General features: G+C 69.9%; 23 protein-coding genes and 1 tRNA gene. 15 read left to right on the top strand and 9 right to left on the bottom strand.

The window, feature by feature from the left end; genetic code table 11:
• Positions 1-9 precede the first annotated feature (9 nt).
• On the top strand, positions 10-972 hold the full coding sequence (locus QM772_RS16695; protein WP_415138442.1) for a recombination-associated protein RdgC: 963 nt from the start codon (positions 10-12) through the stop codon (positions 970-972).
• Positions 973-1,062: 90 nt separating this feature from the next.
• Here QM772_RS16695 and QM772_RS16690 read toward each other — a convergent pair whose 3' ends face one another.
• Positions 1,063-1,830, bottom strand: coding sequence for a TOBE domain-containing protein (locus QM772_RS16690; protein WP_415138440.1), 768 nt, complete (start codon positions 1,828-1,830; stop codon positions 1,063-1,065).
• Between the two features lie 125 nt (positions 1,831-1,955).
• Between QM772_RS16690 and modA the strand changes: the two genes are divergently transcribed.
• The 6 genes from modA to QM772_RS16660 all read left to right on the top strand — a co-directional run bounded on the left by modA (position 1,956) and on the right by QM772_RS16660 (position 7,532).
• Positions 1,956-2,711, top strand: coding sequence for a molybdate ABC transporter substrate-binding protein (modA, locus tag QM772_RS16685; protein WP_415138438.1), 756 nt, complete (start codon positions 1,956-1,958; stop codon positions 2,709-2,711).
• Between the two features lie 125 nt (positions 2,712-2,836).
• Positions 2,837-3,523, top strand: coding sequence for a molybdate ABC transporter permease subunit (gene modB / locus QM772_RS16680; protein WP_415138436.1), 687 nt, complete (start codon positions 2,837-2,839; stop codon positions 3,521-3,523).
• A complete protein-coding gene (gene modC / locus QM772_RS16675; RefSeq protein ID WP_415138434.1) occupies positions 3,520-4,626 on the top strand; it encodes a molybdenum ABC transporter ATP-binding protein in 1,107 nt (368 codons plus the stop codon). Before modB ends, modC begins: the two co-directional genes overlap by 4 nt.
• A gap of 315 nt (positions 4,627-4,941) precedes the next feature.
• Complete coding sequence (locus QM772_RS16670) at positions 4,942-5,484, top strand: TRAP transporter small permease subunit (protein WP_415138432.1); 543 nt, start codon at positions 4,942-4,944, stop codon at positions 5,482-5,484.
• 30 nt (positions 5,485-5,514) lie between these two features.
• Positions 5,515-7,053, top strand: a complete 1,539-nt coding sequence (locus QM772_RS16665) for a TRAP transporter large permease (protein ID WP_415138430.1) — start codon at positions 5,515-5,517, stop codon at positions 7,051-7,053.
• Entirely contained in the window at positions 7,050-7,532 is a 483-nt protein-coding gene (locus QM772_RS16660) for a hypothetical protein (RefSeq protein ID WP_415138428.1), read from the top strand. The genes QM772_RS16665 and QM772_RS16660 overlap by 4 nt, the downstream gene beginning before the upstream one ends.
• An 81-nt stretch (positions 7,533-7,613) precedes the next feature.
• On the opposite strand, the gene QM772_RS16655 is transcribed toward QM772_RS16660, so the two are convergent.
• From QM772_RS16655 to xseB, 4 genes are all read right to left on the bottom strand, one after another.
• The gene (locus tag QM772_RS16655; RefSeq protein WP_415138426.1) at positions 7,614-8,759 is read right to left on the bottom strand and encodes a TRAP transporter substrate-binding protein; all 1,146 of its coding nucleotides are present in this window, start codon (positions 8,757-8,759) and stop codon (positions 7,614-7,616) included.
• Positions 8,760-8,993: 234 nt separating this feature from the next.
• Positions 8,994-10,898, bottom strand: a complete 1,905-nt coding sequence (dxs, locus tag QM772_RS16650; protein WP_415138424.1) for a 1-deoxy-D-xylulose-5-phosphate synthase — start codon at positions 10,896-10,898, stop codon at positions 8,994-8,996.
• A 1-nt stretch (position 10,899) separates the two neighbouring features.
• Entirely contained in the window at positions 10,900-11,763 is an 864-nt protein-coding gene (locus QM772_RS16645; protein WP_415139636.1) for a polyprenyl synthetase family protein, read from the bottom strand.
• A 153-nt stretch (positions 11,764-11,916) separates the two neighbouring features.
• Positions 11,917-12,153 (bottom strand): exodeoxyribonuclease VII small subunit, encoded by a 237-nt coding sequence (xseB, locus tag QM772_RS16640; RefSeq protein ID WP_415138422.1) that lies wholly within the window; start codon positions 12,151-12,153, stop codon positions 11,917-11,919.
• A gap of 228 nt (positions 12,154-12,381) precedes the next feature.
• Here xseB and QM772_RS16635 point away from each other — a divergent pair, with 228 nt between their 5' ends.
• From QM772_RS16635 to QM772_RS16620, 4 genes are all read left to right on the top strand, one after another.
• Complete coding sequence (locus QM772_RS16635) at positions 12,382-13,518, top strand: aromatic ring-hydroxylating oxygenase subunit alpha (RefSeq protein WP_415138420.1); 1,137 nt, start codon at positions 12,382-12,384, stop codon at positions 13,516-13,518.
• A gap of 83 nt (positions 13,519-13,601) precedes the next feature.
• Complete coding sequence (locus QM772_RS16630; protein WP_415138418.1) at positions 13,602-14,111, top strand: sigma-70 family RNA polymerase sigma factor; 510 nt, start codon at positions 13,602-13,604, stop codon at positions 14,109-14,111.
• A complete protein-coding gene (locus QM772_RS16625; RefSeq protein ID WP_415138416.1) occupies positions 14,104-15,084 on the top strand; it encodes a FecR family protein in 981 nt (326 codons plus the stop codon). Before QM772_RS16630 ends, QM772_RS16625 begins: the two co-directional genes overlap by 8 nt.
• 275 nt (positions 15,085-15,359) lie before the next feature.
• Complete coding sequence (locus tag QM772_RS16620; RefSeq protein ID WP_415138414.1) at positions 15,360-17,897, top strand: TonB-dependent siderophore receptor; 2,538 nt, start codon at positions 15,360-15,362, stop codon at positions 17,895-17,897.
• Between the two features lie 229 nt (positions 17,898-18,126).
• Here the strand turns inward: QM772_RS16620 and QM772_RS16615 are convergent, their stop codons facing one another.
• Positions 18,127-18,534, bottom strand: a complete 408-nt coding sequence (locus tag QM772_RS16615) for a putative toxin-antitoxin system toxin component, PIN family (RefSeq protein ID WP_415138412.1) — start codon at positions 18,532-18,534, stop codon at positions 18,127-18,129.
• Positions 18,515-18,760: a hypothetical protein gene (locus QM772_RS16610; RefSeq protein ID WP_415138410.1), complete on the bottom strand. Its 246-nt coding sequence runs from the start codon at positions 18,758-18,760 to the stop codon at positions 18,515-18,517. Before QM772_RS16610 ends, QM772_RS16615 begins: the two co-directional genes overlap by 20 nt.
• A 333-nt stretch (positions 18,761-19,093) precedes the next feature.
• On the opposite strand from QM772_RS16610, the gene QM772_RS16605 reads away from it, so the two are divergent.
• On the top strand, positions 19,094-19,981 hold the full coding sequence (locus QM772_RS16605) for a DMT family transporter (protein WP_415138408.1): 888 nt from the start codon (positions 19,094-19,096) through the stop codon (positions 19,979-19,981).
• A gap of 1 nt (position 19,982) precedes the next feature.
• Positions 19,983-20,843 (top strand): sulfurtransferase, encoded by an 861-nt coding sequence (locus QM772_RS16600; protein ID WP_415138406.1) that lies wholly within the window; start codon positions 19,983-19,985, stop codon positions 20,841-20,843.
• Between the two features lie 239 nt (positions 20,844-21,082).
• Here the strand turns inward: QM772_RS16600 and QM772_RS16595 are convergent, their stop codons facing one another.
• Positions 21,083-21,868, bottom strand: a complete 786-nt coding sequence (locus tag QM772_RS16595) for a ZIP family metal transporter (protein ID WP_415138404.1) — start codon at positions 21,866-21,868, stop codon at positions 21,083-21,085.
• 98 nt (positions 21,869-21,966) lie between these two features.
• Positions 21,967-22,878 (bottom strand): dienelactone hydrolase family protein, encoded by a 912-nt coding sequence (locus QM772_RS16590; RefSeq protein WP_415138402.1) that lies wholly within the window; start codon positions 22,876-22,878, stop codon positions 21,967-21,969.
• Between the two features lie 79 nt (positions 22,879-22,957).
• On the opposite strand from QM772_RS16590, the gene QM772_RS16585 reads away from it, so the two are divergent.
• Both QM772_RS16585 and QM772_RS16580 read left to right on the top strand, forming a co-directional pair.
• Positions 22,958-23,033: transfer RNA gene (locus QM772_RS16585), tRNA-Thr, on the top strand.
• Between the two features lie 59 nt (positions 23,034-23,092).
• Entirely contained in the window at positions 23,093-24,403 is a 1,311-nt protein-coding gene (locus QM772_RS16580) for a glycerate kinase type-2 family protein (RefSeq protein WP_415138400.1), read from the top strand.
• Positions 24,404-24,407 lie beyond the last annotated feature (4 nt).

Raw genomic sequence — 24,407 nt, 5'->3', positions numbered from 1 at the left:
TCCGGCGCCGTGTTCAAGAACCTCATGATCTACCGCGTCGGCCCGGACTGGCCGACCTCCGCCGAGCAACTCGAAGCCGCGCTGGCGCGCGAGCCCTTCGCCGAGTGCAGCCCCACGCAACAGAAGTCCACCGGCTGGGTGCCGCCGCGCGGCGAGGCGCACGGTGCCCTGGTCGAGGCCATCGACGGCCAGTGGATCGCCCGCTTCGCCATCGAAACCAAGGCCGTGCCCGGCGACGCCGTGCGCCGCAAGGTGCAGGAGGCGGCCGCGCAGATCGAGAAGACCAGCGGCCGCAAGCCCGGCAAGAAGGAGTTGCGCGACCTGCGCGACGACGCCCTGCTGGCCCTGCTGCCGCAGGCCTTCCCGCGCCGCGGCGAACTGGCCGTGTGGCTGAACCCGCGCGAGCGCTGGCTGGCGCTGGACGCGGGCAGTCAGGGCAAGGCCGACGAGGTCATCGCCAGCCTGGTGCGCGTGGCCGGCCAGGGCTTCGCCATCGGCCTGCTGCAAACGGCGCGCTCGCCGCAGGCGGCGATGGCCGGCTGGCTGGCCGCCGAATCCGCTGACGAGTTGCCGGGCGCCTTCCACGTCGAGCGCGAGTGCGAGCTGAAAGGCAGCGGCGACGAACCGGCCGTGGTCAAGTTCACGCGCCACGACCTCGCCACCGACGAGGTGCGCAAGCACGTGGCCGAAGGCAAGCTGCCGACCAAACTGGCGCTGGGCTGGCAGGGCCGCGTCGGCTTCGTGCTGACGCAGGCGCTGCAACTGAAGAAGATCGCCTTCCAGGAGGGCGTGTTCGAGGAAGGCGCGGCCACCACCAAGGACGAGCGCTTCGACGCCGACGCCGCGCTCGCCACCGGCGAGCTGAGCGCCCTCGTCGCCGACCTGATCGACGCCCTGGGCGGCGAGGCCGAGGCGACGGCGGCGACCGCCCAGGCGACGGCGGCGACCGGCGCGGACGGCCCGCCGTTCTGAGCGCACCAACGCTACAATAAAAAGAGCTGCCAGCGCTTGATGGACGGGCGCTAGAGGCTTTTTTTATTCGGATCTTCGAGGCGCGCAGCGTCAGGAAGCCAGCGCGACCACCACCGCGCGCTCCTCCACCTGCGCGCACACCCGGCTGCCGGCACGCAGGCGGTTGGGCCGCGCGGCGAAACCCACCAGCTGCATCCCGCTGCCCTCCAGCGTGACGACCATCTCGTCGCGCTGCACGCCGCGCGAGGCGCGCAGCACGCGCCCGTGCAGCAGGTTGGCGCCTTCGCCTGCTGGCCCATCCCCGGACGCAGGGGCCGACACGCGCACCACCGTGGCCTTGCACAGCGCCAGCACGGGCAGCCCGTTGGCCAGCCCCAGCAGCTCGGCGCTCTCGCGCGTGATGAGCGAGGCCAGCTCGCCCCCGCCGTCCAGCGCCAGCACCACGCGCACCATCGGGTCGCGCGCGCCGGCGCTTTCCAGCCGATGCACCACACAGCGCAGGTGATTGCGCATGCTGGTGCGCGGCCCGGCCAGCGCCGGGCTGGCGGCGCCGTTGACGCGCGCCAGCACACCCCGGCGCGCGGCCTGCAACTGGCCGGCCGCCGCCAGCAGGCGCGCGCCCGCCGGCGTCAGGCGCGCGCCGCCGCCGCCCTGCCCGCCCACGCTGGAATCGACCAGCGCCTCGCCAGCCAGGTTGGTGAGCGTGTGGAGGGCCTGCCAGGCGGCCTTGTAACTGATGCCGGCCACCCGCGCGGCCTGCGAGATGGAGCCGTGCGCCCCCACCAGTTGCAGGACCAGGATGCGCTTGTCGGCCTGGCCGTAGCCCAGGCTGGCGGCGGACAGCGGCTGTTTCGTCATGTCGCCGATTGTCGCCCCGGCGCGCTTCGATTCCGCCGGCTTCTCCAGGCTCTGCGTTAGACTCGTTATCCATTTATTGAATAACGCATCCGGCGCTCCACGCCGGCCCCGAGGAAAGTCCACCCATGCGCCCCATCCGCACCCTGCCCACCCTCGCCGCCGCGCTGGCGCTGTCGTGGTGCGCGCACGCCGGCACCGTCCAGGTGGCGGTGGCGGCCAACTTCACCGAGCCGGCCAAGGCGCTGGCCGCCGTGCTGGAGAAGACCACGGGGCACGAGGCCAAGCTGTCGTTCGGCGCTTCGGGTGCGTTCTACACGCAGATCAAGAACGGCGCGCCGTTCGACGTCTTCCTGTCGGCCGACGACGAGCGCCCCGCGCGGCTGGAGCAGGAGGGCGACGCCGTGCCCGGCACCCGCTTCACCTACGCCACCGGCCAGCTGGTGCTGTGGTCCGCCAAGCCCGGCTTCGTCGACGACAAGGGCGAGGTGCTCAAGGGCGGCGGCTTCAACAAGCTCGCCATCGCCAACCCCAAGAACGCGCCCTATGGCGCGGCTGCGGTCGAAGCCATGAACAAGCTCGGCCTGCAAGCCACGCTGCAACCCAAGCTGGTCACGGGCGAGAGCATCGGCCAGACCTACGGCTTCATCGCCACCGGCAACGCCGATCTGGGCTTCGTCGCGCTGTCGCAGGTGCTGGACGGCGGCAGGCTCAAGGGCGGCTCGATGTGGCTGGTGCCAGGCAGCCTGCACGCGCCCATCGTGCAAGACGCCGTCATGCTCAAGCGCGCGCAAGGCAACGCGGCGGCCAAGGCGTGGGTGGACCTGCTGCGCTCGCCGCGCACCAAGGATCTGATCCGCAGCTACGGCTACAGCGTAAAGTAAGCCTTTCAAGGAAAAATAGGTCTCCAGCGCTTGTGCAGCAAGCGCGAGCAGCTATCAATTTTGAAGTTTAGCGTTGAGCGTTCGGCGTGATGCCGCCCTCGCTCAACACCGCACGCTCAACGTCCATGCCCGACGCCACCAGCCTCGCCGCCGTCCGGCTCTCCATCGAGCTGGCGCTGGCCACCACCGCTATCCTGCTCGTGCTCGGCACGCCGCTGGCCTGGTGGCTGGCGCGCGGCGGCGCCGGCCGGCTGGGATGGCTGCGCACGCCGGTGCGCACCCTGGTCGCCATGCCGCTGGTGCTGCCGCCCTCGGTGCTGGGCTTCTACCTGCTGGTGGCGCTGGGGCCCAGCGGCCCGGTGGGGCGCGCCACGCAGGCGCTGGGCTGGGGCACGCTGGCCTTTTCGTTCACGGGGCTGCTGATCGGCTCACTGGTCTACTCGCTGCCGTTCGTGGTGCAGCCGCTCGTCAACGCTTTCGAGGCCCTCGGCCGCCGCCCGCTGGAGGCCGCCGCCACCCTGCGCGCCAGCCCGCTGGACGCGTTCTGGCACGTGGCGCTGCCGCTGGCGCGGCCGGGCTACCTGACCGGCGCGGTGATGGGCTTCGCCCACACGCTGGGCGAGTTCGGCGTGGTGCTGATGATCGGCGGCAACATCCCGGGCCAGACGCGCGTGATCTCGGTGCAGATCTACGACCACGTCGAGGCGCTGGAATATGCCCAGGCGCACTGGCTGGCCGGCGGCATGCTGGCGTTCAGCTTCGTGGTGCTGCTGGCGCTGCACCTGACGCAGGCGCGCAAGGTGCCCGCATGACGGCCGCCGCGAACGAAGGCATCGAGCTGCGCGTGCTGGTGCAGGCCGGCAGCGGCTTCACGCTCGACGTGGACGTGCGCCTGCCCGGCCAGGGCGTGACGGCGGTGTTCGGCCCCTCGGGCTGCGGCAAGACGACGCTGCTGCGCGCCGTCGCCGGGCTGGCGCGGCCCGCGCCCGGGCGCGTGGCCGTGGGCGGCGACGTGTGGCAGGACGATGCGCGCCAGCTCTGGCGCCCCACCCACCAGCGCCCGCTGGGCCTGGTGTTCCAGGAAGCGAGCCTGTTCGACCATCTGACGGTGCAGGGCAACCTCGATTTCGGCCTCAAGCGCGTGCCCGCCGCCGAGCGGCGCGTGGCGCTGCCGCAGGCCGTCGAGCTGCTCGGCATCGGGCACCTGCTGGCGCGCCGCCCGGCGCAGCTGTCGGGCGGCGAGCGCCAGCGCGTGGCCATCGCCCGCGCGCTGGCCACCAGCCCGCGCCTGCTGCTGATGGACGAGCCGCTGGCCTCGCTCGACGCCGCGCGCAAGGCCGAGCTGCTGCCCTACTTCGAGCGCCTGACGCGCGAGCTGGCCGTGCCGATGCTGTACGTCACCCATGCGCTGGACGAGGTGGCGCGGCTGGCCGACCACCTGCTGCTGATCGACGCCGGCCGCGTGACGGCGCACGGCCCCACGGCCGAGCTGCTGGCGCGGCTGGACGTGGCGCGCCGGCACGGCGACGGCGCCAGCGCGCTGATCGAGGGCACGGTGACGGCGCTGGACGCGGCCTACCATCTGCTGCACGTGCGCTTCGGCGGCGGCACGCTCCAGTGCGTGCAGGCGGCGGGCGCCGCGCCGCGCGCGCCGGGCCAGCGCGTGCGGCTGCGCGTGCAGGCGCGCGACGTCAGCCTGACGCTCGGCACCGCGCAGGGCACCAGCATCCTCAACGTGCTGCCGGCCACGGTGCGGTCGCTGGCCGAAGACGGGCCGGCGCAGACGCTGGTGGCGCTGGATCTGGGCGGCACGCCGCTGCTGGCGCGGGTGACGCGCAAGTCGGCCGACGCGCTGGCGCTGGCGCCCGGCCGCCCGGTCCATGCGCAGATCAAGGGCGTGGCGGTACTGGACTGACGCCGGGCGCGGGCCTGGCACGCCCCGCAATGGGTGGAGCCCCGTGGCCGGCATCACGCCAAGCCCGGCAGTCGGCGTGAAACCAGCCAGCGCACCCCGGCGGGGCCCATTGGATCAAGACGCGGTTCGGGCAGCGGCAGGCGCCGAAAAGGGGGCCTGGCCTCCCGAGCGGCCTAAGGATTACCCCATCGGGTGAGTCGAGCACCGGTCCCTAGAATAAATGGCTTCGCTTTTGGCCAGTCCTCGCTGACTGGCGCCGGCAATTCCGCCGCCTTGCCGCTGCAGGGCATTCGCGCAGAAATCTTGGAGAACCTCGTGCCGCCTCTTTTGAAAGGATTCGTGCAAGCCGTCGATTGGCTCAGCACGACGCTGGGCAAGCTTGCGGCCTGGTCCGTCCTGCTGGCAGCGCTGATATCCGCCGGCAATGCCTTCATCCGCTATGGGCTCGATCTGAGTTCCAACGCCTGGCTGGAAATCCAGTGGTACCTGTTCGCCGCCACGGTCATGCTGGCGGCGCCCATGGTGCTCAAGCTCAACGAGCACGTGCGGGTGGACCTGGTGTACGGCAAGCTCAAGAGGAACGGGCCGGTCTACGTGGACCTGTTCGGCCTGCTGTTCTTCCTGCTGCCGGTGATGGGCCTGCTGACCTGGCTGACCTGGCCGTTCTTCCTGAACATGTTCAACACCGGGGAAATGTCGGGCAACGTGGGCGGGCTGATCCGCTGGCCGGCGGCGCTGCTGATGCCCGTGGGCTTTGGGCTCATGTTCCTGCAGGGCGTGGCCGAGATCGTCAAGCGCATCTTCTACCTGCGCGGCACGTACCAGATGGACACGCACTACGAGAAACCGCTGCAGTGACCGCAGCCGACTGCCGCAGGAAACAACGACATGCACATGGAAAATTTCGCCCCGCTGATGTTCGCGGGGCTCGTGATCATCATGCTGATCGGGTTCCCGGTCGCCTTCTCGCTGGCCGCGCTCGGGCTGTTCTGCGGCTTCTTCGCCATCGAGATGGGCTGGTTCCCGGCCAACTTCATGGCCAACCTGCCGCTGAACGTGTTCGGCATCCTCGCCAACGAGACGCTGCTGGCCATCCCGTTCTTCACCCTCATGGGCGCCGTGCTCGAAAAATGCGGCCTGGCCGAGGACATGCTCGACTCCATGGGCCAGCTCTTCGGCCCGGTGCGCGGCGGCCTGGGCTACTCGGTCATCATCGTCGGCTTCGTCCTGGGCGCCATCACCGGCACCGTGGCCGGGCAGGTGATCGCCATGGCGATGATCTCGCTGCCCATCATGATGCGCTATGGCTACGACATGCGCTATTCCACCGGCGTGCTGGCGGCCTCGGGCACCATCACGCAGCTGGTGCCGCCCTCGCTGGTGCTGATCGTGATGGCCGACCAGCTCGGCACCGACGTGGGCAACATGTACAAGGGCGCCTGGGGCCCCTCGATCCTGCAGGTGCTGATCTTCGCGGCCTACACGTTCCTGATCGGCCGCCTCTGGCCCCACAAGGTACCCGGCCTGCCGCCCAGCGCGCGCACGCTGCACGGCTGGGCGCTGTGGGGCAAATGCCTGCGCGGCATTATTCCCTCCGCCTTGCTGATCTTCGCGGTGCTGGGTTCCATGGGCGGCCTGCCCTTCATGGACCACGCCATCGCCACGCCCACCGAGGCCGGCGCCATGGGCGCCGTGGGCGCGCTGCTGCTGGCGCTGTTCACGCGCCGGCTGAACTGGCCCATGCTGTGGGAAGCCATGCAGGGCACCATGCGCCTGACGGCCATGGTGGTGTTCATCCTCATCGGCTCGCGCGTGTTCTCCCTGGTGTTCCAGGGCGTGGACGGCGCGGTCTGGGTCGAACACATGCTGTCGAACCTGCCCGGCGGGCAGATCGGGTTCCTGCTGGCGGTCAACGTGTTCGTGTTCTTCCTGGCGTTCTTCCTCGACTTCTTCGAGATCGCCTTCATCATTCTGCCGCTGCTGGGCCCCGTGGCGCACAAGCTGGGCATCGACATGGTGTGGTTCGGCGTGCTGCTGTGCGTGAACATGCAGACCTCGTTCATGCACCCGCCCTTCGGCTTCGCGCTGTTCTACCTGCGCGGCATCGCCGACACGCTGTTCAAGACCGGCAAGCTGCCGCGCAAGGTCGAGTCCAACGACATCTACATGGGCTCCATCCCCTGGGTGGCCCTGCAATTGCTGCTGGTGGTGATCGTCATCTTCTTCCCGCAGACCGTCACGGTCTTCCTGAAGAAGGAAAAGGTGGTGGACGTGGACAGCATCACGCTGGAGGTTCCGGCCGAGACGATGGAACCGTCGGGCAGCGCCCCCAACAACGACAACCCCTTCGGCGACCTGCCCACGCCACCGTTGGAGCCGCCAACGGAATCCGACAGTCCTGGCGCACCGGCCACGGCCACGCAGTGACTGCCCGCCCATCGCTCGCCAAAGGCAGCGGCGACGACGACGCGCAGGCGCTGGAAAGCGCCGCGTTCCCGGCCAGCGTGCGTGCTCTGGCGGCGGTTCTGGTGGCCGGGCTGGTGCTGTTCGGCCTGTGGCTGTCGCCCCGGTTCGCGCAAGCGCAATGGTCGGCCGGCGGGCTCGCGCTGTTCGCCGCCGCCGCGCTGATGGTGCTGTGGATGGGCGCGTGGATCGTGCGCAGCCGCACCCGGCTGGAGGGCGGCGAGCTCAGCCAGACCTGGGTCTGGCACAAGCGCGTGCACGCGGCCGATGCCGCGTCGGTCAAGCTGGTCGATATTCCCGGCTTGCGTCAGGTGGTCGCGCCGCGCCTGCTGGTGCGCCGGCGCGGCGGCGGCATGACCTGGTTTCACAGCGCCGACCCGCGCTTGCTCACGGCCTTCTGCACGCAAGTGGCACAGAGGCAGATCATGAACACCCGCCGCTGACCCTTCACGCAGCAAGAAAAAAACCGCCGTCGCCGGCGGTTTTTTCGGTGATGGACAGGCAGGCAGCCTGCCGCACGCAGATCAAAGCTTCTGCTGCTGCATGAAGCGGTCGAACAGGCCCTCGGAGAAGCGGAACCAGGCGTTCTGGTCGGCCAGGAACTTGGACCAGTCGGGGTAGATTTTCTTCCACTCCGGGTTGCTGTTGTTCAGGTCGCTGTAGATCTGCTGCGCCGACTTGAACGCGGCGTTCATGATGTCGTTGCTGAACGGGCGCAGCTTGGTGCCGCTGCCGACGAGTTGCTTGAGCGCGACCGGGTTCTTGGCATCGTACCGCGCCGTCATGGTGATGTTGGCGCGCGTGGCGGCCGACTCCACGATGGCCTTGTACTCTGCGGACAATCCTTCCCACGCCTTGGTGTTGATGTAGAAGTCCAGTTGCGGGCCGCCCTCCCACCAGCCGGGGTAGTAGTAGAACGGCGCGACCTTGTTGAAGCCCAGTTTCTGGTCGTCGTACGGACCGACCCACTCCAGCGCGTCCAGCGTGCCCTTTTCGAGGGCCGGGTACAGGTCAGCGCCCGGGATGGACTGGGGAATCACGCCGAAGGGTTCCAGCACCTTGCCGGCAAAGGGGTTGGTACGGAATTTCAGGCCCTTGAGGTCGCCCACAGTCTTGATTTCCTTGCGGAACCAGCCGCCCATCTGGGCGCCGGTGTTCCCGCCCGGGAAGTTGATGATGTTGTATTTGGCGTAGAACTCGCGCATCAGCTTCAGGCCGTTGCCCTCGTACATCCAGGCGTTCATCTGGCGCGTGTTCATGCCGAAAGGCACGGCGCACCCCAGGCAGAAAGTCGGATCCTTGCCGTAGAAGTAGTAGGGCGCGGTGTGCGCCATCTCCACCGACCCGTTCTGCACGCCATCGACCACGCCGAAAGCGGGCATCAGTTCGCCGCCCGCGTGCACCGAGATCTGGAACTTGCCGCCCGTGGCATCGCTCACGGCCTTGGCAAAAACTTCGCCGGTACCGAAGATGGTGTCCAGCGACTTCGGAAAGCTGGAAGCCATCCGCCAGCGCACCGTCTCGCCCGTATGAACAGCGGGGGCCGCAGGGGCCGCAGGAGCCGCGGCGGGCGCAGCCGCCTCTTCTTTTTTGCCACAGGCGGCAAGCAGTCCAGCTACCGCGGCTGCGCCGGCAACGCCAGCGCCTTTAACCAATGAACGACGATCCATGAAATGAATGCTCCTCTATGAGTTTTGGGGTCGTAGCCGTATCGAGTGTAGCCGCCTGTAAGCAGGCTCTTCGTTAGGGATTGCCCAGCGCCAGGGCAGCCCGGTCGCGGCAATTTTTCATCGCCGGGCCGCCCCAAGATGAAAAAGCCCCCTCAGGGGGCAGCGGACCACGCGCGGCGTGGGAGCGTGGGAACCGTTTTTCACGCCCGCAGGCACGGTTGCCGGCTGAGCGCGTCAGCGCACCACTTTCAGCGCCGGAGCGGCCGGCTTGCCGCCGGCCTCCAGCCGCGCGCGCACCGAAGCCTCGATGCCCGTCGCGTCGAGCCCCTGCAAGGCCAACAGCCGGGCGGGGTCGCCGTGTTCGATGAACTGGTCGGGCAGCCCCAATTGCAGCAGCGGCTGGGCCATGCCCGCCGCGTGCAGCGCCTCGGCCACGGCGCTGCCGGCGCCGCCCATGATGGCGCCCTCCTCCACCGTCACCAGCAACTCGTGCCTGGCCGCCACATCAAGCATCAGCGCCACGTCGAGCGGCTTGGCCCAGCGCATGTTGACCACGGTGGCGTTCAGGCGCTCCGCGGCTTCCAGCGCCGGGTAAAGCAAGGTGCCGAAAGCCAGAATGGCCACGCGCTCGCCCTGGCGGCGGATCTCGCCCTTGCCGAAGGGCAGCGCGCTCAGGTCCGGCAGCGGCGCCACCCCCACGCCGGCACCGCGCGGGTAGCGCACGGCCACCGGATGGTCTTGCTGATAGGCCGTACTCAGGAGTTGGCGACATTCCCGCTCGTCCGCCGGGCAGGCCACGCTGAGGTTGGGGATGCAGCGGAGGTAGGCGATGTCGTAGTTGCCCGCGTGCGTGGCGCCGTCGGCGCCCACCAGGCCGGCGCGATCCAGGGCGAACACCACCGGCAGGTTCTGGATCGCCACGTCGTGGATCAACTGGTCGTAGGCGCGCTGCAGGAAGGTGGAGTAGATCGCCACCACGGGCTTGAGCCCCTCGCAGGCCAGGCCGGCGGCGAAGGTGACGGCGTGCTGCTCGGCGATGCCGACGTCGTAGTAGCGCTTGGGGAAGCGCCGGTGGAACTCGACCATGCCCGAGCCCTCGCGCATGGCCGGCGTGATGCCGACCAGCTTGTCGTCCGCCGCCGCCATGTCGCACAGCCACTGGCCGAACACCTGGGTGAAGGTCTGCTTGGGCGCGGTGGCCGGCTTGACCAGGCCGACGGCAGGGTCGAACTTGCCCGGCCCGTGGTAGGCCACCGGGTCGGCCTCGGCCAGCTTGTAGCCCTGGCCTTTCTTGGTGACCACGTGCAGGAACTGCGGACCGGCGCGGTCGGCCATCAGGTCGCGGATGTTCTCCAGCGTGGGGATCAGCGAATCGAGGTCGTGCCCGTCGATCGGGCCGATGTAGTTGAAGCCGAACTTCTCGAACAGCGTGGCCGGCACCACCATGCCCTTGGCCTGCTGCTCCAGCCGCTTGGCCAGCTCGAACAGCGGCGGCACGGGGCCGAGCACCGTTTTGCCGACGTTCTTGGCGGCGGCGTAGAAGTGGCCGCTCATCAGCTGCGCCAGGTAGCGGTTCAGCGCGCCGACGGGCGGGCTGATGGACATGTCGTTGTCGTTCAGCACCACCAGCAGGCGGGCGTCGCGCTCGACGCCGGCGTTGTTCAGCGCCTCGAAGGCCATGCCCGCCGTCATGGCGCCGTCGCCGATGATGGCCACCGCCTTGCGGTCCTCGCCCTTCTGGCGCGCCGCCAGCGCCATGCCCAGCGCGGCCGAGATGCTGGTGGACGAGTGCGCGGTGCCGAAGGTGTCGTACTCGCTCTCGTCGCGGCGCGGAAAGCCCGAGATGCCACCGAGCTGGCGCAGCGTGGGCATGCGCTCGCGCCGGCCGGTGAGGATCTTGTGCGGGTAGGTCTGGTGGCCCACGTCCCACACCAGCCGGTCGTGCGGCGTGTTGAAGACGTGGTGCAGGGCGATGGTCAGCTCCACCGTGCCGAGGTTGGAGCTGAGATGGCCGCCGGTCTTCGACACGTTGTGCAGCACGCAGGCGCGCAGCTCGTCGGCCAGCGTCTTGAGCTGCGCGCGCGGCAGGCGCCGCAGGTCGGCCGGGTCGTGGATGGTTTCGAGCAGGTTCGTGGGCATGTCAGTTCTTGCGTTGGACCACCATGTCGGCCAGCGCGCGCAGGTGCGCGACGGCGGGCAGGCCGCAGCCGTCCAGCGCGCGGTGCGCCTGGGCGTGCAGCTCACTGGCCAGCGCCTGCGAGGCGGGCAGGCCCAGCAGGGACACGTAGGTCGGCTTGTCGGCGGCGGCGTCCTTGCCGGCGGTCTTGCCGAGCTGCGCCGAATCGGCGGTGACGTCGAGGATGTCATCAATGACCTGGAAGGCGAGCCCGATGGCCGCGCCGTAGTCATCGAGCGCCGCGCGCGCGGCCGGCGCCGCCGCGCCGCAGGCCGCGCCCATGCGCACGCTGGCCAGCAGCAGGGCGCCGGTCTTGAGCTGGTGCATGCCGCGCAGCTCGGGTTCGCTGAGGGGCTTGCCCACGCTGGCGAGGTCGATCGCCTGCCCGCCGGCCATGCCCTGCACGCCGGCGGCGCGGGCCAGCAGGCGGCACAGCTCGGCCTGCATGGCGGCGGGAACCCCGGCGCCTTCGGGCGTGAGCAGATCGAAGGCCAGCGCTTGCAGCGCATCGCCCGCCAGCAGCGCCTGCGCCTCGCCGAAGCGCACGTGCACCGTGGGCTTGCCGCGGCGCAGCACGTCGTCGTCCATGCAGGGCAGGTCGTCGTGCACCAATGAATAGGCGTGGATCAGCTCCACCGCGCAGGCCGCGCGCAGCGCGGCTTCGCCGTGGCCCTGCACCGCCTCGCTGGCCGCCAGCACCAGCAGCGGACGCAGGCGCTTGCCGCCATCGAGCACGGCGTAGCGCATGGCCTCGCCGAGGCTGGCGGGGGTTTCGGCCGGCACCCAGCGCGACAGGGCCGCTTCCACCTGCGCCTGCCGGGCCGCCATCCAGGCAGGAAAGTCCGCCGCGCTCACTGGACTACCCTCCGTCCTTCGGACTGCGGGTGCGAGCGCCTTCGGAGCGGCCGGGCGGCGCTCACTGGACTACCCTCCGCGCTGCGCGCTGCGGGTGCGAGCGCCTTCGGAGCGGCCGGGCGGCGCTCATTCGCCGCTCCACGGTCTGACGCCGTTCTGGTCCAGCACCTTGACCTGCTCCTCCACCGCTTGCAGGCGGTCGCGGCAGTAGCGCAGCAGTTCGGTGCCGCGCTGGTACTGCGCCAGCAGTTCCTCCAGCGGCAACTGGCCCGATTCGAGCCCCGCCAGCAACTGTTCGAGCTGCTGGACGGCATCGCCATAGCTGGCGGGCGCGGCAGGGCTGGCGGAAGCTTTGCGGGACATGGCGGGGCAAAGGGTCCATTTTAGGTGCGCACCGCGCAGCGCAGCGCCTTGCGGGAATGGAATGCGGCATCGGCCTACATAACGCTCCCAGGCCCCGAAGACCCGCCAGGGTAGAATGGACGGTTCCCTTGGCCGAAAAATGCCCTGGGTCCATGCGCCCAATATCCTCGGATGCCAAGCGCTTACTTCCTGCCCCTTCATAGGGGGAGTCTCTAGGTCGGATACACCATGTCTGATTTAAGTCTTCAGTTACAGCAGGCGGCAAGTCAACTTTCCGTCCATTCCTACTTCGACCAGGCGCTGTTCGAGCGCGAGCTGAGGCTCATCTTCGAGCCTGGCCCCCGCTACGTCGGCCATGCGCTGGCCGTGCCTCACGCCAGCGACTACTTCGCGCTGCCGCAGGAGGCCGAGGGCCGCGCGCTGGTGCGCAACGCGCAGGGACAAGTCGAGCTGATCTCCAACGTGTGCCGCCACCGCCAGGCCGTCATGCTGAAGGGGCGCGGCTCATTGCAGGGGCAGGGCAAGGGGCACGCGGGCGGCAACATCGTCTGCCCGCTGCACCGCTGGACCTACGCGCCCGGCGGCCAGCTGCTGGGCGCGCCGCACTTCGCGCACGACCCCTGCCTGAACCTCAACAACTACAAGCTGCGCGAGTGGAACGGCCTGCTGTTCCAGGACAACGGCCGCGACGTGCTGGCCGACCTGCAAGACATGGGCGAGGCCGCCAGCCTCTCGTTCGAGGGCTACGCGCTCGACCACGTGGAGCTGCACGAGTGCAACTACAACTGGAAGACCTTCATCGAGGTCTACCTGGAGGACTACCACGTCGGCCCCTTCCACCCGGGCCTGGGCAGCTTCGTGACCTGCGACGACCTGACCTGGCAGTTCGGCCGCGACTACTCGGTGCAAACCGTGGGCGTGGCGCCCGGCTTCGGCAAGCCGGGCTCCGACGTGTACCGCAAGTGGCACGAGGTGCTGCTGGCCTACCAGAACGGCGAAAAACCCACGCGCGGCGCCATCTGGCTGACCTACTACCCGCACATCATGGTCGAGTGGTACCCGCACGTGCTCACCGTTTCCACGCTGCACCCGGTCAGCCCGACGAAGACGCTGAACATGGTGGAGTTCTACTACCCCGAGGAGATCGTCGCCTTCGAGCGCGAGTTCGTCGAGGCCCAGCGCGCCGCCTACATGGAGACCTGCATCGAGGACGACGAGATCGCCGAGCGCATGGACGCCGGCCGCAAGGCCCTGTGGCAGCGCGGCGACAACGAGGTCGGCCCCTACCAGAGCCCGATGGAAGACGGCATGCAGCACTTCCACGAGTGGTACCGGCGTGAGATGGGCATGACGATCGTCACCTGAGCCCGGCGTCGCGGCAGGGCCCGGCTCGCGATTCGTGATAATGCGAATGATTTTTATCCTTCGCTCGCATCGCCCGCTCCCCCATGTCCACCACTTCAGCATGCCCGGCCGTGCAAGTCCTGTACGCCGACCACCAGGGCTGGCTCAAGGCCTGGCTGCTGCGCCGCCTGGGCAACGAATTCGACGCCGCCGACGTAGCGCACGACGTCTTCGTCCGCCTGCTGCGGCGTGGTGAGCCCCCGCAGGCGCTGCGCGAGCCTCGCGCCTACCTCGCCACCATCGCCAACGGCCTGGCGGTCAGCCACATCCGCCGCCGCGCGCTGGAACAGGCCTACCTGGAGGCGCTGGCTCACCAGCCGCCGCCGCAAGCCATCTCGCCCGAGCGGCAGGCCATCGTCTGGCAGACCCTGATCGAAGTGGATACCGCGCTGGCCACCCTGCCCCCTCGCGCGCGGCAGGCGTTTCTGATGGCGCAGCTCGACGGCCTGAAGCAGCGCGACATCGCCGCCGCCCTGGGCCTGAGCGTGCCCACCATCAAGAAATACATGCAGAAGGCATGGCTGGCCTGCCTGTGCCTGATGGCCGATGACTGAGCCCCTGGCCGCCGCCGGCCCCGGCATCGAGCCGCGCATCCTGCAAGAAGCCGCCCAATGGCTCGCCCAGATGCAGGAGGCGCCGCTGAACCCCGCCGAGCAGCAGCGCCTGGCGCAATGGCGCGGCCAGAGCGCCCAACACCAGCGCGCCTGGAGCCGCGCCGAACGCCTGCTGGCGCGCGTGCAGGGCCTGCCGCCGGACATCGCCAAGCCCACCCTCGGCCGCCCCGGCGATGCGCCAGGGCGCCGCCGCGTGCTGCACGGCATCGCCACCGCCCTGCTGCTGGCGCCCGCCGGCTGGCTGCTGTGGCGCAGCCAGCCCTGGCGCGACTGGCTGGCCGCCGACCACGTCGCCCTCACGGGCGAACAGCACGACGCCGCGCTGGAAGACGGCAGCCAGATCAGCCTCAACACCGACACCGCGCTCGACGTGCGCTTCGACGCCCGCCAGCGCCTGCTGCGCCTGCGCCGGGGTGAGGTCTACATCCGCACCGCGCCCGACAGCGCATCGCCCGCCCGGCCCTTCCTGGTGCAGACCGCCCAGGGCCGGCTGCTGGCGCTGGGCACGCGCTTTTCCGTGCGCCAGTTCGACGGCGCCACCCTGCTCGCCGTGTACGAAGGCGCCGTGCAGATCCGCCCCGACGACGCCGACACCGCCCGCCACCTCACCCTCCAGGCCGGCCAGCAGGCCCGCTTCACCCGCGACGGCATCGACCCCCCCGCTGCCGCCACCGAAGACGCCGCCGCCTGGCGCCAGGGCCTGCTGGTGGCCGACGACATGCCCCTGCCCCAGTGGGCGGACGAACTGGCCCGCTACAGCGGCAAGACCATCCACGTCGGCGCCGCCCAGCGCGCGCTGCGCATCTCCGGCAGTTTCCCCGTCCACGACCTGCCGCGCGCCCTGCGCATGCTGGCCGACACGCACCGCGTCACCGTGCGGATCGAGGGGCAGACGGTCTGGATCGGGGCGTAGGGCTTTTCGTCACTCGCGCGCACCCTCCTTCCGCCGCCGCCGCAAGATCACTCCTGACTCAATAGCTGCCAGCGCATACTGGACGGGCGCTAGAGCCCGATTCGTCTGGAAATTTCATGGGCGGACCTCCGTTCGCCATGCGCTCGCCCAGCCGCCGGCACCACCGGCACCTCCGCGTATACCTTTTTCCATTTCGTGCGGCATAGGACAAGAGGAGCCGGCACACAGAACGACGGCGCCCGCCATTGGTCCCCATCGCCGAGGAGGAAACCCGCATGCGCCGCACCGCCCGCCCCACCAGCACCCATTCTCCCCAACCCTGCCCCGGGCCCGCGAGCCGGCGCACGCCCGTGGGCGTGACCGTGCTACTGGGCCTGGGGCTTCATGCCGGCAGCGGCCTGCTGCCCGGCAGTGCCGCCCACGCGCAGAGCGCCGGCCCGGCGGCCAGCGCGGCGGCGCGCACGTTCGACATCCCGGCCGGGCCGCTGGGTGCCTCGCTGGCCGCGTTCGCCCGGCAGTCGGGGCTGCTGCTGTCGTTCGACCCCGCGCTCACCCAGGGCCTGACCGCGCCCGCGCTGGGCGGCAGCCACGCCCCGCTCGCCGCGCTGGACCGGCTGCTGGCCGGCAGCGGGCTGGAGGCCGTGCCCACGCCCAGCGGCGGCTACCTGCTGCGCCGCCGCGCCGAGGCCCGCGCGCCCACGGCCGAAGCCGCCACGGGCGCGACCCTGGCCGAGGTGACGGTGAGGGACAGCGCCTTGCGCGATGGCATTACCGAAGGCTCGGGCTCGTTCACTACGCGCAGTACCAGCGCCGCCACGGGCATGAATCTGTCGCTGCGCGAGACGCCGCAGTCGGTGACGGTGATCACGCGGGAGCGGATGGATGAGCAGGGCTTGAAGTCCTTGGATACTGCGCTGAGCGAAGTGCCGGGCATTTATGTCTCGACAACAGGTACACAGGTTGGTGGTCATCTGGGGATCTTCGCGCGTGGATACGAGATCACCAGCTATCAGGTCGATGACCTGACGGCCGGTTTAGGCGGATACGACGTCCATTCCTTCGACACGGCAGTCTACGACTCCATCACCGCAGTGCGTGGCGCCACCGGCCTGCTGACCGGCAGTGGCAACCCGGGAGCCAGGGTGGTACTGACGCGCAAGCGTCCCACTCGCGATTTTCAGGCTTCGCTGTCGCAAAGCCTGGGGCGCTGGAGCCAGCGCCGGACGGTGGGCGACGTGAGCGGTCCTCTGAATCAGGCCGGCACGCTGCGCGGGCGCTTCGTGGCCGCATACGACGAAGGCCAGTCCTGGGTGGACCGCTACCGCGCCAATAAAAGCGTGGCTTACGGCGTGCTGGAAGCCGACCTGACCAGCAAGACGCTGGTCTCCCTGGCGCTGCAGCATGGCCGCACGTCTGGCCGCGCGGCGGGGTGGGGGAATGGCTTTGACTTGACCTTTGGCGACGGCAGTCTGGTGCCGGCGTCCCGGTCCCAGAACACGCTGCCGGACTCGAGTCGCTACAGCACCGAGCACACCATGCTGACCGCAAGGATCGAACACCAGTTCAACGACAACTGGCGCGGGCAGTTGAGCTATGGCCACAGCCTGACCGACTGGTTTGGGCGGCGCGGCGATCTGCAGGTCGGCGCCAATGCAGACGCAAGCATGACCATGGACAGGATCGACTGGAGAACCGTCAAGCCCTACCGCGTGCGCGATCTCGCCGGCAAGCTAGAAGGGCAGTACGAGCTTTTCGGCCGCAGGAACGATCTGGTCGCGGGCTTCAGGGTCATGGACTCCTTCGATCGGTCCGATGGCGGCGGCTGGACCGCGCCCACCGTGCCGTTCTCGCAATGGCGCGGCGACTTGCCGCTGATTGACCCGGCCGGCCCCGGGGTCAGCAACATGTACATGAGTGATTACTCGGTGAGGACCGAGCAGGCCGGCCTGTACGCGGCCACCCGGCTGCGCCCGGCCGACAAGCTGTCGGTGATCCTGGGCGGCCGCTGGAGCTACTGGAAGACTCGGACGGAGGAGTACCCGAATTCATCGTCGTATGACCCCGGCAACCCCGTTTCCGACGATCGCAGGCAGCGCGGCGTTTTCACACCCTACGCCGGCGTCGTATACGACCTGAGCGGAAATCTCTCCGCCTACGCCAGCTACACCGAAATCTTCAACCCGCAATCGGCCAAGGACGTGACCGGCAAGCTGCTCGATCCCGAGCAGGGCAGGAATTTCGAATGGGGTCTGAAAGGCGCCTGGCTGGACGGTAGGCTGAACGCCAGCGTGGCGATGTTCGAAGTGCGCAAGGACAACCTGGCGGTGGTCGACGGCAGCAACCAGACGCCGGACGGCAGCCAGGCTTACGTGGCGCAAGACAACACCAAGGGCCGTGGCTGGGAGCTGGAAGTGTCTGGCGAGCTGGCGCGCGGCTGGCAGGCGCAAGCCGGCTACACCCGCGTGGTCACGCGCGGCAGCGATGGCGCTCGCCTCAGCACATTCATCCCGATCCATATGTTCAAGCTGTTCACCAGCTACCGCGTGCCTGGCGTGCCTGGCCTGACGCTGGGTGGTGGCGTGGTCTGGCAAAGCAAGTGGTTCCCTGACTGGAAGGATGAATCGCTGTGGCCGATCTACACGCAGAAGCCCTATGCCGTGGTGAACCTGATCGCGGCCTATGCCATCAACCGCCACTGGAGCCTGACGGTGAACCTGAACAACGTGTTCGATAAGTCCTACCGCACCGCGTATTTCAAGCACGTGTACGGCGCTCCGCGCAACCTGTACGCCACGCTGAAGTACCGGTTCTGACGCCGTGCGCCTGTCCGCCCGCAAGCGTTGGTCAGGGCCGCTGCGCTGCCGTCAGCGTGGATAGCAGCCCGGAAACTATCGAAAGAATAGCTGCCCGCGCTTGCTGGACGGGCGCTGGAGGCCGATTTGACCTGTAGTTTCAGCGCTGCGCCTGCCCGCGCGGCCAGCCCGGCGGGCGCGGCCGGGGGCTGCATGGGGGCCGGGCGGTATCGCTCGCGGGGCGGGGCGCTCAAGCGCGCAGCCGCGCCAGCGCTTGCGCTGCGGTCACGATGGGGATGCGCTGGAAATGACCGAGCGTCAGCAGATCCTTGTCGCCGGAGACGATGAAGTCGGCATCGGCTGCCAGCGCGCAGGCGAGCACGGCGTCGTCGTCAGGGTCGCGGCAGGTGGGCGGAATCGGGTGCGGGTGCACAAGATGGCACCGTTTCGCAAAGCTGCCCACCAGCGCATCGGGCCGGACATGGCGTGTGGACAGCAGTTGCGCGAACTTGGCGCGGTGCAGAACGCCCGCCAGTTCTTCCAGCATGGCAGGGCTGCTGAAAAACACGGCGCGGGCGCTGTCGATGATCTGGCGTGGCGCGCCGCTCCAGAGGAGGCCCGAGATGATGGTGTTGGTGTCAGCGACCAGCCGCCGCATGCTTTTCACGGCGGTAGGCGTCGATTTCGGCCTGCATCTCGGCGTCATCCATCGGCGGGAGCGGGTCGGCGTCGAGTTTTTTCGTCAATTGCCGCAACTGCGAGGCTGCTTCGCGTGTGCGCAGCGCCTGACCGATCAGGGCGGCCACTTGATCCGGCTCCAGCAGCCCGGCTTGGCGCGCTTGCCGGGCGAGGCTTTCGGGTAGCTGGATGGTCAAGGTGGTCATGGCGTGTCTCTGGCAAAGGGTGTTTGGGGGTGACTGTACTGTCAAATGGGCGTTCATGTCCTTCTTTCCCCTGAGCACGTCTTCGACTTCCGCATCACCGGCATCGCATCCCCATTTTCCCCTTGTATTCTCTTTCCTGCCCTGGGCACGGTGGACCGGGTGCTCAGCGAGCTTGCATGCCGGGGGCTGCTGCTGTGGCAGTGGGGGGCGCAGCGGTTACGGGGGAGCGGTTGGGGGCGGGGCTGTGCACTGGCCGTCAACGATGCAAAAACCATAGCTTCCAGCGCCCGTCCCGCAAGCGCTGGCGGCTCTTTTTATTCATAATCTCGGCCCATGCAAGCCGCCTGGATGATCGCCGCCTCGCTCTTCTTCGCCCTGATGAGCGTGTGCATCAAGTACGCCTCGCCCCACTTCAGCGCGCTGGAGATGGTCTGCTACCGCGGCGTCATCGGCATCGTCTTCACGGGCATGCTGGCGCGCTCGCGCGGCATTGGCCTGTCCACCCCGGTGCCGATGATGCACGTGTGGCGCAACCTCATCGGCGTGACGGCGCTCGCCGCGTGGTTCTATGGCATCGCCCACCTGCCGCTGGCCACCGCCATGACGCTGAACTACATGAGCGGCGTGTGGGTGGCCGCCTTCCTGCTCGGCGGCACGCTGCTGACGGGGCGCATCGCCGACCTCCGCCGCCAGGGCCCGCTGGTGCTGGCCGTGATGGCCGCCTTCGCCGGCGTGATGATGCTGCTGCGCCCCACGCTGGCGCAGGATCAGCTGTTCGCCGGCCTGATCGCGCTGATCTCGGGGCTGCTGTCCGCGCTGGCCTACATCCAGGTGGCCGCGCTCGGGCGCGTGGGCGAGCCCGCGGCGCGCACGGTGTTCTACTTCTCGGCCGGCGCGGCGCTGGCCGGCGGCATCGGCATGCTGTTCGTCGAGCGGCATCCGCTCCACTCGGTGCACGCGCTGTGGCTGCTGCCCATCGGCGTGCTGGCCGCGCTGGGCCAGTTGTGCATGACGCGCGCCTACACCCGCGGCGCCACCATGATCGTGGCCAACCTGCAATACTCCGGCATCGTGTTCGCGGCGCTGTTCGGCCTGCTGCTGTTCGGCGAGCGGATCGAGCCGATCGGCTGGCTGGGCATCGCCATCATCATCGCCAGCGGCATCGTCGCCACCATCCTGCGCGCCCGCGCGCTGCCCAATCTCCCAGCGGAGGAACATTGACATGGCCCACACCCACCTCATCACCGTCCCCCAGTTGCAGGCGCTGCAGGCCAGCGGCGCGCCGCTCGCGGTGTTCGATTGCAGCTTCGACCTGGCCGACCCGGCCAAGGCCGACGCGCTGTTCGAAGGCAAGCACATCGCCGGCGCCCGGCAGGCCCACCTGGAGCGCGACCTCAGCGCCCACTCGCCCGCCGAGGCCGTCAACGGCGGGCGCCATCCGCTACCGAAAAGAGAGCTGTTCGCGCAGACGCTGGGCCGGCTGGGCTTCGGCAACGGCATGCAGGCCGTGGTGTACGACCGCAACGGCGGCAACTACTGCGGCCGCCTGTGGTGGATGCTGAAGTGGGCCGGCCACGACGCCGTCGCCCTGCTGGACGGCGGCCTGCAGGCCTGGGAAGCGGCCGGCGGCGCGACCGAATCCGGCCCGGCGCCCGCCGCCCCTGCCGCCACCTTCGCGCTGCGCCCTGCCCTGCGCCGCCTGGTGCTGACGGATGAAGTCGCCGCGCGGCTGGAGCAGCCCACGCAGACCCTGATCGACGCGCGCGGCGCCCCACGCTACCGCGGCGAGGTGGAGCCGCTGGACCCGGTGGCCGGCCACATTCCCGGCGCGCTGAACCGCCCCTTCACCGACAACTTCGATGCCGATGGCCGCTTCAAGCCGCCCGCGCAGCTGCGCGCCGAGTTCGACCGCCTGCTGGCCGGGCGCGACCCGGCCGGCGTGGTGCACCACTGCGGCAGCGGCGTCAGCACGGTGCCCAACGTGATCGCCATGGAGCTGGCCGGCTACGCGCCGACGGCGCTGTACGGCGGCAGCTGGAGCGAATGGAGCCGCACGCCCGGCCTGCCGGTGGCCAAGGGCTGATCCGCCCAGCGCTTCTATTTTGATAGCTGCCAGCGCTTGCTGGGCGGGCGCTGGAGGCCAATTGAGCTTAAACAGCGCCGCACACCGCCCGCGGCACATGAAACCTCACGAGCCGAGTGGCCGCGGAGCAGGCCATGCCAGTGCGCTCCTGGTCGGGGCCCCCCGACCAGCGGGCGCGCCCCCTTGAGGGGGGATGCCGGAACATCGCGCAGCGAGTGGAGCAACGGGGGTGGGCCATTTCAATGCGAATGCGCCGGCCCCAGCGCACCCACCAGCACCACCAGCGCGATGCCGATGGCGAGCCACAGGATCTGCGCCGCCGTCTCGCGCGCGTTCAGGCGCTTCTGCAACTGCGGGATCAGGTCCGCCAGCGCGACGTAGATGAAGCTGCTGGCCGCCAGCACCAGCAGGTAGGGCAGCCAGTGCGCCAGCTGGCCGACCAGCGCGTAGCCCGCCAGCCCGCCCAGCGCCGTCAGCGCGCCGGCCAGCGACACCTTGAGCAGCGCCGCGCGCCGGTTGCCGCCGCTGCCCGAGCGCAGCACCGCCAGGTCGCCGATGTGGTGCGGCACCTCGTGCACCAGCACCGCCAGCGCGGCGGCCGCGCCCAGGTGCAGGTCGGCCATGAAGGCGGAGGCGATCAGCACGCCGTCGCCGAAGCAGTGCACGCCGTCGCCCAGCAGCACCGACCAGCTACCGCCGTGGCGGTGGTGGTGCGCGTGGTCATGGTGACCATGGTCGTGATCGTGGTGGTGCTCGTGCCCGTGGTGCCACAGCTCGGCCTTGTCCAGCAGGAAGAAGAACACCAGCCCGGCCAGCAGCGTGGTGGACAGCGCGTGCGCCTCCACGCCGCTCTCGAACGCCTCGGGCAGCAGCTTCATGAACGCCGTGGCCAGCAGCGCGCCCGCCGCCAGGCTGAGCATGTGCTGCGTGTAGCGCGCCAGCGCGCCCCACGACAGGGCCGCCGCCACCCACACGCTGCCGACGCCGGCGACCAGGGTTCCGATCAGGATTGCTATCAAATTCATATCTGCCAGCGCCCGTCCCGCTTGCGCTGGGGCGCGATTTCTTTCATAAAACAGAAGCCGCCCCATAAGGGGCGGCTGCCTGCGGTGCGGCGGCTTCGTCAGGCCACGCCGTGCTGCCGCAGCCAAGCCAGCGCGCGTTTCCAGCCGTCCTCGGCCGCTTCCTTGCGGTAGCTCGGCCGGTAGTCGGCATGGAAGGCGTGCGGCGCGTCGGGGTACACCACGAACTCCGACGCCTTGGCGGCGGCGTTGCCTTGGCTGGCCGCCGTGGCCAGGGCAGCTTTCATCTTATCGACCGTGTCAAGGGGGATGCCGGTGTCGGCGCCGCCGTACAGGCCCAGCACCGGGCCCTTGAGCTGGCCGGCCACGTCTACGGGGTTGCGGGGCGTCAGCGCGCTGGGCGTGCCCACCAGTTGCCCGTACCAGGCCACCGCGGCCTTGACCTTGGGCTGGTGCGCGGCGTACAGCCAGGTGTAGCGGCCGCCCCGGCAAAAGCCGGTCACGCCCAGCCTGGCGGTATCGCCGCCGTGGGCGCCGGCCCAAGCCACGGCGGCGTCCAGGTCGCCCAGCACCTGCGCATCGGGCACCTTGGCGATCACCTCGCTCATCAGCTTGGCCAGCTCGCCGTAGCTCTGCGCGTCGCCCTGGCGCACGAACAGCTCGGGTGCGATGGCCAGGTAGCCGGCCTTGGCGAAGCGCCGCGCGGTGTCGGCGATGTACTCGTGCACGCCGAAGATCTCGGACAGCACCAGCACCACCGGCAGCCCGGTCCTGCCGGCCGGCTGCGCGCGGTAGGCGGGCATCTTGAAGCCGGCCACGTCGATCGTCACCTCGCCCGCGGTCAGGCCGTCGCTGGAGGTTTTGATGGCCGTCTGCGCCATGACGGGCAGCACGGCCGCCGCGTAGCCGGCGCCCAGGCCCAGCCTGAGCGCCGCGCGGCGGGACGGCGCGCGGCCGCCCTCGGGCGCGTCCAGCAGCGCGCGGGCGTCGAGAACGAGGTCTTGTTTCGGCATGGCGGGTTCTCCTGCGTCGGTGGTCGGAGCGGCCAGTCTAGCGCCAGAGCGGCTATATAATCGAAGGCTACGGTTTTCAGCCGACTTAGCTCAGTTGGTAGAGCAACGCACTCGTAACGCGTAGGTCGCCAGTTCGATTCCGGCAGTCGGCACCACAATGGAAGGCCCGCAGGTTCCCACGGAACCCGCGGGCCTTTTCACTGTTGTGCCTGTCATGCCGACCAACCACCCCTCGCCCGCGGCCGACCCGGCCGGCTTCCTGCGCCACCTGCTGGACGTCGCCATCGCCCGCGCCCAGCCGGCGCACACGCTGGCCGGCTTCCTGCCCGCGCCGCCGCCGGGCCGCGCCGTGGTGCTGGGCGCCGGCAAGGCCGCCGGCGCGATGGCGCATGCGCTGGAGGCGGCCTGGCCGGCCGACAAACCCCTGTCCGGGCTGGTGGTCACGCGCTACGGCCACGTGCCGCCCCGGCCGCCGGGCATACCGGCGCGCATCGAGATCGTCGAAGCAGCCCACCCGGTGCCCGACGCGGCGGGCGAGCGTGCCGCCGAGCGACTGCTCCAACTCGCGGGCGAGTTGACCGCCGACGACCTGGCGCTGTGCCTGATCTCGGGCGGTGGCTCGGCCTTGCTCACGCTGCCGGCCGAGGGGCTGACCCTGGCCGACAAGCAGCGCATCAACCGCGAACTGCTGGCCAGCGGCGCCGGCATCCACGAGATGAACGCGCTGCGCAAGCACCTCTCGCGCATCAAGGGCGGGCGGCTGGCTGCCGCCTGCGCGCCGGCGCGCGTGGTGACGCTGGCGATCAGCGACGTGCCGGGCGACGACCTGCCGGTGATCGCCAGCGGCCCGACGGTGCCCGACGAGAGCACCTGCGCCGAGGCGCTGGCCGTCGCGCGCCGCCACGGCATCGCGCTGCCGCCGGCGGCCCTGCTGGCGCTGGAGCGCGGCGCGCTGGAAACACCCAAGCCGGGCGACGCGCTGTTCGCCCGCCACGAAGCGCACCTGATCGCCACGCCCCTGCAATCGCTGCGCGCGGCGGCGGCCGCGGCGCGCGCGGCCGGGTTGGCGGCGCACATCCTCAGCGACCAGATCGAGGGCGAATCGCGCGAGATCGGGCGCATGCACGCCGCGCTGGCGCGCGCCTGCGCGGCCGGCACGGGCGCCTTCGAGCCGCCGTGCGTGATCCTGAGCGGCGGCGAGACCACGGTGACGCTGGGCGCCGGCGCCCACGGGCGCGGCGGCCGCGCGGGCGAGTTCTGCCTGGGCCTGGCGCGGGCGCTGGCCGGCCAGCCCGGCGTGTGGGGGCTGGCGGCCGACACCGATGGCATCGACGGTGTGGAAGACAACGCGGGCGCGCAGGTCGCGCCCGATACCCTGGCGCGTGCCCGGGCCGCCGGCCTCGACCTGCCCGGCCACCTGGCGCGCCACGACGCCTACGGCTTCTTTGCCGCGCTGGGCGACCTGGTGACGACCGGGCCGACGCACACCAACGTGAACGACTTCCGGGCTTTGCTGGTGCTGTAGCCCG

This window comes from Ottowia sp. (assembly GCF_047601385.1).
Classification (GTDB): Bacteria; Pseudomonadota; Gammaproteobacteria; order Burkholderiales; family Burkholderiaceae_C; genus Ottowia.
Note: the sequence above shows the minus strand (reverse complement) of the source record. Positions and strands in the feature narration are given on the sequence as shown.